The organism is Vibrio sp. B183 (assembly GCF_000740665.1).
GTDB lineage: Bacteria > Pseudomonadota > Gammaproteobacteria > Enterobacterales > Vibrionaceae > Vibrio > Vibrio coralliilyticus.
In genome coordinates, this window is sequence record NZ_JPQB01000029.1 from 1 (window position 1) to 12,411 (window position 12,411).

The following is a 12,411-nucleotide window of genomic DNA, read 5'->3' on the forward strand; positions in this document are numbered from 1 at the left end:
TATGCAGGTGGATTTTTACTTGGTTATCACTAGTCAGTGATTAACGCATAGTCTTTTTCTACCCCCACGGCAGGGCTCTGAAATAAATCTGGAAAACTGGCAATGGTAAGACTTGAGAGCCTTTTCCAGAAAAATAGCGTTATGCTGCTATATTTCCTAATAAATGAGTTCTGATGATATCACTTTCCAGAAACATTGCTATTACTAGGACTTGCCACAATGCGAACCTAACAGCGATGACATCTTGGTTTAGCATAATGTTAACCATTTGAATAAGAGTACTTATTCGGCTTAGCACATATTTTTTGTATATTAACTTAAGCTAATAAATGATTTTCTCCCCTTAATGAGCTAGCTTATCAATAAGGGCAAGCATTTGAGCCCATGTGTCTATTGCTATTGACGCACTCAGGTCAATTTGAGAGGAATGCATGAAAAAACAATACTTTGTAGTGATCGATGATTCCCCTTCCATATTGTGTGTATTAAAAGGGATGTTTGCTGAGCTAGGTTATGACGACGTGATTACATCATCTAACCCTATAAGAGCGCTTGAGCTCATAAAAAAGTCGCCTAAAAGCTATCGTGCAGTATTTACAGATTTAAATATGCCCGAAATCGATGGAATGGAAGTGCTTCGCCAGCTTGGAGAAATGGGCTATAACGGCGGGGTGTGCATCATCTCAGACCTAGAAGACCGGGTTTTAGAGCTTGCTGCCAATGTGGCCCGACAACATGAAGTTCGTCTGATAGGAAGTATACCTAAACCTATTGCTTCTAGTGAGCTTAACAGAGCGGTCAACAAATTGATTCAGCTAGAACAAAAAACGTTTTCTCACTTTAAGAAAATGACAAAAGCAGAACTAATTGACTGCATTAAGAAAAGATTGATTACTCCCTATTATCAACCCAAGGTTAATATCTTAACGAGGCGAGTTGAAAGTGTTGAGGCTCTGGCAAGAATCTGTAAACCGGGTGAGACGGATGCGATCTTGCCTGGCCGATTTATTCCTACTGCCTCCGAGCATGGCTTGCTAGATACAGTTACAGAACAAGTGGTTACTCAATCTCTTAACGATCTCCCAAGGTTAAAAGAAGAGTTGGGGAGCGGTTTGCATTTGGCTTTAAATCTTTCACCCACGCAATTAACTAACCCGGAATATCCAGAACAACTTTTCGATATAGTGGCTCAAAGTAGGGTTAACCCTGCCCATATTACCATTGAGGTGACTGAAGAAGATACGTTAAAGAGTACAGAACAGTTAGAGTGTTTAAACCGCTTTAGGATCAAAGGGTTTGGTTTATCTCTTGATGACTTTGGAACAGGGTACACGAACTTACAGCAGTTGCGCACTTTACCTTTTACTGAAGTAAAAGTTGATCGTAGCTTAGTTTCCAATATTCATATAGACAGATTTAATCAAATTGTGGTGAGTTCACTACGTGATATTTGTAAAAACTTACCGATTAGCCTAGTTGCCGAAGGTGTCGAAAATTATGAGGACTACAATTACTTAGAAAGCCACCACACAAACGTAATAGCTCAAGGTTTTCTGATATGTAAACCCCGCTCATTGGAGAGCCTGTTCCACTGGTATGCTTCTTGGAACAAGGTCATTGATATTCGGTAGGCGTAAACCGCATTAATCCACATTTCTCTGTATGTGGTTCCGTGCATACTGGCTCCGAAAATACGTTACCAACATAAAGCCGTTAACTCTAGCTATGATTGAAAGATAAATGCACAACACTTTGATTCTATTAAGTTTAAATTATAACCATGATGATGTATGGATAAAAATGCCAAAAGATAAATTAATGCTTAATCGAATATGTCATCAACCAATTAAGTCGTATGAGGGACCCAAAAATGAACTTGTCAGACCTTTCGTTTAAACAAAAAGTCGCCCTTTTGATTACGTTTCCCATCGTTAGTTTTTTATGGCTCAGTACATCGACGTTGTTTCAAAACTTTTCTACGTCAGCCGAGATGTCCTCTCTGATTCGGCTCACTAACTTATCTGTCGTTTACAGTGATTTGGTTCACGAGTTACAAAAGGAGCGTGGAATGACGGCTGGTTTTCTCAGCTCCAATGGCACCAATTTCCAAAATGAGCTCGCCAGCCAGAGAAGCTCTACAAATCAGAAAAAAGAAAAACTATCTTCATACTTGAATTCTCACCCTATTGAGAATACTACGGTTCAACAGCTCAACGACAAGATTACTCAGCAATTGCGTCAGCTCAAAAACATTCGTAGCCAAGTAGATAACCAGTCCATTCCACTCTCCAATGCCTTGCAATATTACACTCAAGCAAATCGCTTTCTCTTAAGTATTTCTGGGGTAATTTCAGACATCAGCACGGACTCAGCCATAACTAAAGAGACCATCGCTTATTATAACTTTCTCCAAGGCAAAGAAAGAGCAGGTATCGAAAGGGCGGTTTTAAACGGTGTGTTTTCTAACAATGAAGCCGACTCAAAAACGCTGATTAAGTTCGCCTCGCTCGTTACTCAGCAAGATACTTATCTATCAAATTTTCTTTCCTTTGCTCGTTCAAGCAATAAGCAGTTTTATGAGACTCAAATGAATGACAGTTCAGTCACAGAGGTCACCAAACTGCGCAAGCTGGTCATGTCTAGATCCACGGATTTTAATATTGATCCTAAATACTGGTTTAACCAAGCAACCAAACGAATCGGTCAGTTGAAAAAAACAGAAGATTACATAGCCGATCAATTAATAGAGCTAGCTAGCAAAAAAGCAAGTACCGCAAAGAGCGACTTAGTTTTGAATCTCATCCTATGCTCATTCATCACAGTGATGACGAGCATCATATGTTTTCTTGTGATAAAAGATTTATCTAAACGCGTTAAAGACTTAACAAAAGTAATGGAGAGTGTAAAAGAAGGAAATGATCTGACATCTCGAGCGACTTACGTGGATAAAAGTGAACTGGGTGTCATTTCTTATTCTTTAAATGCAACACTGGAGCGATTTCATAACGTCATCGATAACCTGTCTGGTTCAAGTGTTACCCTTGCTTCATCGGCAGAGCAAACCTCTCAGACATGCCATCAAAACTCTTCTTCGATATTAGAACAACAAAATCAAATTGGTTTAATCGCAACCGCGATTGAACAGCTTTCAGCAACCGTTGATGAAGTTGCCTCGAAAACTCAACAAACTGCTGAATCAGCCAAAACAATGAACGGCGAAGCAAAGAATGGATTAACGACCGTGAAAGCGTCTTATCAATCCATTGATAATCTGGCGCAAGAAATCAATGAACTCGCTCAAAAAGTCACCCATCTTCATGAGAGTAGCAACAATATCACCAGTGTTATTGATGTTATCAAATCTGTAGCCGACCAAACTAATTTGCTGGCACTAAATGCAGCCATTGAAGCCGCTAGGGCTGGTGAACAAGGTAGAGGGTTTGCGGTAGTAGCCGATGAAGTCAGGAGTTTGGCTCAACGTACTCAAGATTCTACATCTGAAATTGAAGGATTCATTACTTCCCTGCAAGCAGATGTAGAGGCTGCGTTTAGTGTAATCGATAGCTGCCAGGAAAAATCGGCTTCTGCGGTAGCAAGCTCGCAGTTAGTAGAACAAACGTTAAGCACAATCGCGACTTCGGTTAGCGATATATTTAATATGACAGACCAAATTGCTACCGCAACGGAAGAGCAAGCGGTCGTGACACAAGACATCGCAAAAAACGTTGTCAGTGTCGAAGAGGCGTCAACACATGCTACGACAGGCGCATCTCAAATAGCATCCACGGCACAAGAGCAGGCTCAACTGGCCTCATCACTGAAGAGTTTAGCTGCGACTTTCAAGATATCGTGAGGCGTGTTATCTAAGAGTGACATTATTCAGCAAAACCAATCGCATATTATTTTCGTTAAACTTTTTTACTTTACATAGAAAACGGGTAATGGCATTGCAACTATCGCGGTTGTTGCTTGCTTTGGGGGCCTAGTCCTCATTTCTTGAGTAAAAATACTACTGAGGTATGTGACTCTCTATAGTTAGTAAGTGTCTTTTCATCATATAAAGGTGGTAAGTAGCATGTTTAAAAATGCCCTAAATACTTTGTTTGACTCTTCGGTGGAACCTCGAGAAGCAACGCCCGATATGGAACCCGTTCAGCTACAGGCTGATGAGGTGTCCATACTCGATGATACTGCTATGAACGCACATGATACCGCCTTTCTCAATTATCTGTTTGGTGAATCTACATCAATGGAGGAGACCGATCCCTTTAGTGACTATGTTGCAGAGCAGCTCGAGCGAATATTGACTGCTCCCCAAGCAATACTCAGCGAATTGCCGATAATGCCAGCATCAATAACAACGTTGATCACCGAACTTCAGAATGATGAGTTTAATGTTGATGCGTTACTTGAGGTCATTGAGTCTGAAGCGGGTGTTGCAGCTGATGTCATTAAACTCGCAAACAGCCCTCGGTATAAACGCAGCGAAAAATCGATTACAGACCTTAAAGCAGCATTTATGAACATCGGCGCGCAAGGACTGATTGAAGGTGTTATTGAATCTTACATTAAAGAGTTTACGCCTTCTTTTAACATTTATTGGCGCCATTTTGGGCAGAACATTTGGAACCACAGCGTTCAAACTGCTGAGTTTGCTAAAGTGCTGGTTAAGAATACGGATTTAGAAAGTGAATTGGCGACGGCCTATTTTATCGGGCTCATCCGTAATTTAGGGCGAATGATTACCTTCCAGATAATGATCGAAGCCTTTCGCCATGTTGATCCCGAGGCCAGTCCCAATTCAAGTGGATTTAAAAAGCTGATTCATAAATATGAAACTCGACTGACCTTTTCCATTGCTCATTTTTGGCAATTACCGGAGATTATTCAAACTGCTCTTGCTTTCCAAATATCTGAAAAGTTAAAGAGTACAGGTCTAGGTATTGTTGTTCTCGAAGCCAATTACTTAAGTGAATTGCAGTGTTTGTTGAATACGGGCTCTATTGATAATGAAACGTTTATACGATGCACTCAAAGTCACTTAACCACGAATAATGCGCGTCAAATGGCAGTTCAATTTCTGAATGAACAAGAAGTTTCAGTATAATGGCAGGTAATCTCAAAGGAATGCGGTGTTGTATAGAGGAGGTGCTAGTTGTGGCTTTTGTGTTGAAGGGCACCATTGACTTGATATCTAGTTGAGAGAGAGCGTCATGTAAGTCCTTCATCTATGGAGTTGTGCCTTTCATGATTATATTCTCCATTACACAGCAAATGGGTCAGCAACATTTGTGACTCTCTGGTAAAATGATGGCGAATCAATCGCCATCATATCGTAGCCTTCAGCTCTTTATGGGAGAGATGGTCGAACGTTTTAGGTGAATAGCTTGCTCCTTTAAGTGTTGGTTTTCTAGAGCCAATTCTTCTAATTGAAGCATTACTTTCCTATGAGCTTCGTGAAAATGATGATGCTCGCCTGCCAATATTGCGATCTGTTCTTTCAGCTGTGACATTTCTTGACGGTATTGTGTCTTCAGACGGGATTCTCGTTTCAGTTTTTCCCGTAAGCGCTGTAAGTCAGAATGATGACAAGGCGCTACGACTGCGTTATTCGCCTGCTTTGCCTGCCTGATTTGTTCAATAATCGCAGGGTAATAATATGCACTACCATTCCCCAAATTGGCTTCTTCTTCTACGGCTCGAATACTTAATTTTCGAGAGCGAAGAACACGTTTAGGTTGCCCTTCAATTAAACGTTGCAAGGCGCTCTGTAATGTCGTCAAGGTATCTTGGCTCTTCCTCATAATTCATAAACCTCAATAGGATGTTGATAAGGTTGATAGTCAATTGCGAAATCTCTCATCACCACCTCAGCAGCTCGAATTTGAGTAATACAATGTGCGTAAATGGAAGGAGAAACGGTAAGGTGTGACAGGAGATAGTGTGTTAGATCAGTGTGCCGTTGCTGCCACCACCTAGCATTGTCACTGTCAATAATGCTGCTACCGCTCGAGCAGTCCACACAAAAGGCAGGATTGGCGGCACCATCCATGTCGCAGTGATACCCATTTTTACAGTAACTATGTAGTGTGCCATGCAGTGTCAATTGCTTGCTTTTGACAGCTTTATAGATGATGTCCCAACTGCTGTATAAATGGGGTGTCCCTTCTTCTCTCATCGCAACGATAGCTTTTCCATGACTTCCCGAAAGGGGAGCCGATGAATGAGACCACTGATAAAACTTATTAGTGATGAGCTCATTTTGTGTGGAAGCCAGCAGTTGCTGAAGCTCTTCATCTATTTCCACATCTTTTATTCGGCTGGCGACTCCCCCCGCGCAATACCAGTCTGTCATTTGAAGGTAAAGATGCTTAAATTGTTGTTTCAAAGCAATAGCATTCCCTAGGCGATATTTAATGGTATAAAACGCCAAGGTTCGTCGAAACTGATGGGTGTTCATATGCCAGGGTTTCCCTTGCTTAACTCGTGTGCGAATACTTTCTGTACTATTAGGGTTACATTCAATGCACTCTTCCAGGTCTGATTCTGACACCAGAATGTTAAAGTGTTGGGTGAAACGTTGTAACCGTAGATTCCAATCCGAAATGATAACGGGCTTTTTAGAGCGAGCCCCTTTATTGAACCAGAGTACGTTCACTTTTTGTGGTTGATGGTCATTGTATTCGTCTCGCCAAGTCTGAGTGAGAGCGGCAGCTAGCTGAACGGCTTTTTCCGTGATTGGAGCGGTCACCCAGGTGGCTTTTTTTTGTCCCAACTTAAACGTCTTGGCTTGAAGCATATGAAAGGTCTTACCGTCGAAGCATGTTTTAAAGTAGCTATCTTCTGTGATCTCAAGTAACTCAGACACTCGCATACCGGAAAAGGCACCACAACAAATAAAACATGCGGTGATCAACTGCCCATAATAGCGCTTCCAGTCTAGACCGCTGGCCTGGCTGGGGAGACCACTGCCTTGTTGAGACATTAACTTGAGAATAGAGTTCGCTGAACGTGGAGAGGCTTTATTGATTTCTTGAGCATAGAAATGTGGATCAGTGATGTGCCCTGTCATGTTAGTGAGAAATTGCCACTTACCATCGCGGATTTTTCCATCGACTTTCGCTTTTCCAGCGAGGTAGTTGTCTTGCAAGTGTTGTTCAACATCGGCGAGCTCTTGTCGATATGGCCAGGCTTGCTCAACCAACTCAATGGCTTTACCGTAAATGTCGTCGGCTATACGTTGCGGAATAGCCAGTGTTTGTGACTTCTTCTTTTTATTTTGGGCGCATAGCTCTTGAGCCAACTTATTGGAAGGTAGCCGATCTAGGCCAAACTGAATATCGAGCCATTTTTCTAGTTTTAGGACGCTGTTGATCGCGGTAAACATTTGCTCCAGTGTACTAAGAGAGTACTGCTGAGCTTTTAAGTACTCAATAAATCGTGTCCAGACCACTCGGTTACTCAGCGCTGAGAGTGAATAGGCCCCTTGGTTTTGGAGGAAGTAATAGATATTACGCAACTTAATGAAACGCGTGCAAATCGTTGAGAGTTTAGCTCCAGTACTTTGAGCTCCACTTTTATGAAAAATCCACCCATAGACAATCAGTTTCAGCTCGAGCATCAAGGCTGGAGAGGAAGTTAGACGGCTAAAGTTTACGCTGGTGACATTAGAACGTACTTGAGCAAAATAAGGAGACAAGTCCCATAAATCCTCACCAAAGCGAGCGGTTATATGACCTTCTCTATTGGTGCATATAACAAAGTCGTTAACGGTTTCTATTTGACCTGACTTAATGAGCTCAATGAGGCTTTGCCCTTGTGAACGCAAAGAGGTGGTATCGATGAAATCAACTTGAAACTCAGCCCCTAAAGGGGAAATTGGATGGTTCATGCGCGGGCTCCTAAAACATTGACAGATGTGGCGTCTTGCCACAATGGGTGACGTCCATGGGTATTGAGCCGCTCGCGTACACGCTTGAGTAACGGCGTATGAATTTTTGGGAGAATTTTATGCTCGATAAATGTGATTATTTCATCGAAATTTTTTCGAAAATGGTGGGCATCTAAATGGTAGTATCTGGACTCCTCAAGGGCTTCGCAAAATGACAAAAGACACCAGATATCTTCGTCTGTTTGAACGATGACCTGGTGCTCGCACCCAAAGCATTGTAGTAACTCTGCACAGGCTAAACGTTGCCCTTCCGTTAACTGATGTTGTTTGGACTTTCGGCTAAAGGCTTTCGATTTTTCTCCAAAGGGTTGCGTGCAATAAGAACCGTGAGCCGAGAGTGTCCCAGGCACGGTACTTTTCATCCAATCATCGTAACTGAGTATTGGGATCTTCAGTTCTTCCATGATGGAGCGCTTGGCTTCAGAGGTGTTGACTTTATGTTTGGCTTGGTAGGCTCTGATGGACGCTGACTCTTGGAGCATGGCGTTGTTGCTATGACGATTGCCAGTAGAGTAATGTTTACGTATTACTGAGGGGGTATTACCAAGCAGTTCAGCAGCGGCAATGTCGCCGAAACGGATCTGAGTCATAAGGCTTCCCGTTTCTCTAAACCGAGAAATTATCGGTCTCAGAGGGCGTCCTAAGTCATCTTTGAGAGGGAAGTATCGGCCAAGTAAGGTGACATTAAACTCTCTGAAGTGGTAAGGGGTGATAGAGCGTCGTTGTCCTCGTGTATAAGTTTGTAACAACAGCGCTTGAGGCGAAGGGTCGATGTATTGGGAGACGCGCAGAAGCGTATCAAAGAAATCGATGCAGTACTTTGGAATAGTGAGTTTATGCGTACCAATTTCAACGGTTAAGACCTTAAATGCACGCCGCTTGAAAGCAGGCATGCTATACCATGTATCACCTAAAGATTGACTTGTTAATGCGGGTCTTTTTAATTGCAATAAGGTTGAGGTATTGCAAAATGTATAGTAGGCAAGCAGATAGGTGGCGACGCTCATTAAGCGGGTGACGCCAGAACGAATTGGATATTTTTTGCCTTTCCAGACAAATCTCATGGTGGGTCTATTGTGGTGAGCCGAGAGATAATGTTGGGGATCCTGACAAAATTGCTCAGACAATTGCTTGAACATGGCTCTAAGCAGAGGAAGGAGCTGTTTGAGATCTGATTGGCTGTATGCCTCGAAAGATTCTATGTCATCCTGTTTAACGACAGGAAGCTCATCAAACCAACTGATTGGGTAATCGAACAATCGGCATAATCCAGTGAGCTGGGTGCGCATTACTTTGTAAGAGCCTTTTTTTATCTCACCTTTCAATACGAGAGTGTAGATTTCGAGCACATATTGGTGAATCGATGCTTTGGTAAAACACTCCATATAATGTTTATCACACCATCGAAGGTATTTCTTGAGCTGTTCAAAGAGGCCATATCGAGTTGTAGCGGTGCGATGATCGGATTTAAAGGTATTCATAGCTATAATCGCAAGCTGGTCACGAGAGGCCAATACTTCATTCCCTTTTTGTATTTGCCTTGTAACAGGGCAATGCCGATAACGCATACGATTAAAATCTAAATGTAGAGTAGTATTGTTTGAATTGGCGATGCTCAGCATGAGATCGGGTTGCCAGTCATGCAAATGAATCAAACGGTTTTTCATCGTGGCACCTCGCAGTCATCGAGAGCGTTGTGCATAATGGTATCTAACATTGCAAACTTTTCAGAAAGTACAGCTTGCCTTCTGAGGAAGCGGATGTACTTCCAAGTAGTTGATTCATGGTTATGCCCCATCCATCCCATTAAACAGTCTAGTGCTTCGCTATTTCCTAACCCTGAATTTAGGAGGTCGTTGAGACGAAACGTACCATAAGTGCTTCTGAGATCATGAAACTTGTGGTTGAACTCTGGCATTGTATGTTGAATGTTTTTCCGTAATTCACACCATCGAACACCCAGAACCTTAGGCTGAAGCGGATTTCCTTGTTCAGAGATAAATAAAGGCTCTGCAAAGTGGCTGCCTTCCTTACGGTTTAATTTTTGTAGCCTTCGTAATCGCCGTTCGCTGATCGCATAATTTCGAAGCGACATTAATAAAGATGCGACCATTTCAATGTTGCGCTCTTTGCTGAACTTGGTTCGTATCCCCATGGAGGGGCCTATCGGGACTTCAAATCGTACGCCTGTCTCTGTTATGGGCCTTGCTCGCTCTAGTGATTTTAATGTCAACGAACATACTTCATCTATCCTCAGCCCTGTTTGCAGAGCTAAGCGGCATTGAAGTTGAAATTCAATTGATGTCTTTTTCAAAGCGCTCGCGACAATAGTCAGTTCGTCTCGATTCAAAGGTGATAAGGATTGAGAAGATGAAGCTTGCTTTGGTACCTTGATACGGAGATCGCTGGTTTGAATAGAAAACTTTGGTCTGAGATGAGCCAGTTTATCTGTGCGATTGATGGTTGTGTATTCTATTTGAAAAGGGGCTTGCTTTTCATTTTTAACCTCTAAATAGCCCTCATGAATAGCCCAGCGATAAAATTGAACGACATGGTTCATGTAGCTACTGGCTGTCGAGTAAGCCAAACGCTTATCTTCAACCAAAGAGAGCAGTCGATTGCGATATTGATAGGTGGGCTTTAGGCGATTTATAGGAGGAAAGTGATCCCAGACCAATTGCCTTTCTTCAAGAAAGCGCCAATAAGAGAGTATCGCCTTGGATGAGGAAGTAAGGCTTTTAAGCCGTTTAACCGTTTTAAGATCGAAAAACCAAGCATTGGCTACATGAACAAAGTGACCATGTTCATCATATAAGGTGGGTAGAGAGCCTAGATCTTGTCCTTGGTTATGAACTGAAAAATCGCCTGCTCCATTAAAGGAAATATGAGGTTCAGAGCATACGCTGGAAGAGTGTATGAGTATTGACATTTGTACTCCAAATAATTAATGAGTGAAAACGAAGCAGTACAGCAAAACTAGATTGCTGTACCGTTGCTTCCAGATTAATTTCCAGAGTCATAAATGTGTAGAGGTGGAGTTTCTACATTAACGTGTAAGGGTAACGAACTCTTCTGAGCCCGTTGGGTGGATAGCTACTACAGAGTCGAAGTCTGCTTTGGTCGCGCCCATCTTCATCGCAACGCCGAAGCCTTGGATCATTTCATCTACCGTGAAGCCGATACCGTGTAGGCCAACTACGGTTTCTTCTTCACCGGCACAAACCAGTTTCATCTTACATGGTTGACGATGTTTCGTAACCGCAGTGTACATTGCAGTAAAGCCAGACGTGTAGACTTTAATGTTGTCTTTGCCGTACTTCTCTTCAGCTTCTTGGGTTGTCAGGCCGATAGTGCCGATTGGCGGGTGGCTAAATACCACCGTTGGTACTAGGTTGTAGTCCATCTTAGCGTCTGGTTTGTTGTTAAACAGACGCTCAGATAGCTGACGACCCGCTTTAACGGCCACTGGCGTTAGCTCGATACCACCTTCCATGATGTCGCCGACACAGTAGATACCAGACACGTTGGTCGCTTGGAATTCATCGACCTTGATGTAGCCACGATCGTTTGTCTCAACACCCGTTGATGCTAGGTTGATAGCATCGGTTGCTGGATGGCGACCAATAGCCCAGATCAGCGTATCGACGTTTTGTGTGTTGCCGTTCTCTAGGTGAAGCGTCAGGCTGCCATCGGCTTCCTTAACCACTTCTTTTGGCACTGAGTGAGTGTGTAGTGTTGGGCCTTCGACTTCCATCACTTCAACCAGAGTCTCGATGATCATTGGATCAAAGCTGCGCAGCGGTGATTCTTTACGGCAGAACAGGTGAGTGTCTGTGCCAAGAGCGCTCAGTACGCCGGCAATTTCAACGGCGATGTAACCAGCACCAATAACCGCTACGCGTTTTGGTTGCTCGTTCAGTTCGAAGAAGCCGTTTGAATCGATACCGTGCTCTGCACCTGGGATGTTAGGAATCGTTGGACGACCACCTACAGCGATTAGGATGTGATCAGCGGTGTAGTGCTCGCCGTTCACTTCAACAGTTTTCTCGTCAACAAACTTAGCGAAGCCTTTAATAACATTGACTTTGTTGTTGCCAAGTACGCGATCGTAAGACTGGTGAATGCGACCGATGTATGCCTGACGACTTTCAACCAGTTTGCTCCAGTCAAAGCCTTTCACATCAACGTCAAAACCGTAGTCTTCAGCGTACAGGTTCATCGCTTCAGCTACCTGAGCACCATGCCACATGACTTTCTTCGGTACACAACCTACGTTTACACACGTGCCGCCTAGATCCTGAGCTTCAATCAGCGCAACTTTAGCACCATACATTGCTGCTCGGTTTGCTGAAGCAATACCACCACTACCGCCACCGATACAGATATAGTCAAAATGAGTCGCCATTACTTTCTCCAATTATTGCGGGATTAAGGCGCTGTGCGACATGTGTTGCCCAGTC

General features: G+C 43.1%; 8 protein-coding genes. 3 read left to right on the plus strand and 5 right to left on the minus strand.

The genetic code is table 11. From position 1 onward, the window contains the following. The first annotated feature begins 431 nt into the window (after positions 1-431). The 3 genes from IX95_RS23515 (at position 432) to IX95_RS23525 (ending at position 5,107) form a co-directional block, all read left to right on the plus strand. Entirely contained in the window at positions 432-1,631 is a 1,200-nt protein-coding gene (locus IX95_RS23515) for an EAL domain-containing response regulator (RefSeq protein WP_038164463.1), read from the plus strand. Positions 1,632-1,870: 239 nt separating this feature from the next. Further along, a complete protein-coding gene (locus IX95_RS23520) occupies positions 1,871-3,853 on the plus strand; it encodes a methyl-accepting chemotaxis protein (RefSeq protein WP_038164465.1) in 1,983 nt (660 codons plus the stop codon). Between the two features lie 222 nt (positions 3,854-4,075). Then, a complete protein-coding gene (locus tag IX95_RS23525) occupies positions 4,076-5,107 on the plus strand; it encodes an HDOD domain-containing protein (RefSeq protein WP_038164467.1) in 1,032 nt (343 codons plus the stop codon). 235 nt (positions 5,108-5,342) lie between these two features. Here the strand turns inward: IX95_RS23525 and IX95_RS23530 are convergent, their stop codons facing one another. From IX95_RS23530 to gorA, 5 genes are all read right to left on the minus strand, one after another. Next, positions 5,343-5,804, minus strand: a complete 462-nt coding sequence (locus IX95_RS23530) for a hypothetical protein (RefSeq protein ID WP_038164469.1) — start codon at positions 5,802-5,804, stop codon at positions 5,343-5,345. Further along, the gene (locus IX95_RS23535; RefSeq protein WP_051912653.1) at positions 5,801-7,891 is read right to left on the minus strand and encodes a hypothetical protein; all 2,091 of its coding nucleotides are present in this window, start codon (positions 7,889-7,891) and stop codon (positions 5,801-5,803) included. The genes IX95_RS23530 and IX95_RS23535 overlap by 4 nt, the downstream gene beginning before the upstream one ends. Beyond that, positions 7,888-9,618: a hypothetical protein gene (locus IX95_RS23540; RefSeq protein ID WP_038164471.1), complete on the minus strand. Its 1,731-nt coding sequence runs from the start codon at positions 9,616-9,618 to the stop codon at positions 7,888-7,890. The genes IX95_RS23535 and IX95_RS23540 overlap by 4 nt, the downstream gene beginning before the upstream one ends. Then, complete coding sequence (locus tag IX95_RS23545) at positions 9,615-10,880, minus strand: tyrosine-type recombinase/integrase (RefSeq protein ID WP_038164473.1); 1,266 nt, start codon at positions 10,878-10,880, stop codon at positions 9,615-9,617. The genes IX95_RS23540 and IX95_RS23545 overlap by 4 nt, the downstream gene beginning before the upstream one ends. A gap of 117 nt (positions 10,881-10,997) precedes the next feature. Further along, complete coding sequence (gorA, locus tag IX95_RS23550) at positions 10,998-12,356, minus strand: glutathione-disulfide reductase (RefSeq protein ID WP_038164475.1); 1,359 nt, start codon at positions 12,354-12,356, stop codon at positions 10,998-11,000. Between the last annotated feature and the right edge of the window lie 55 nt (positions 12,357-12,411).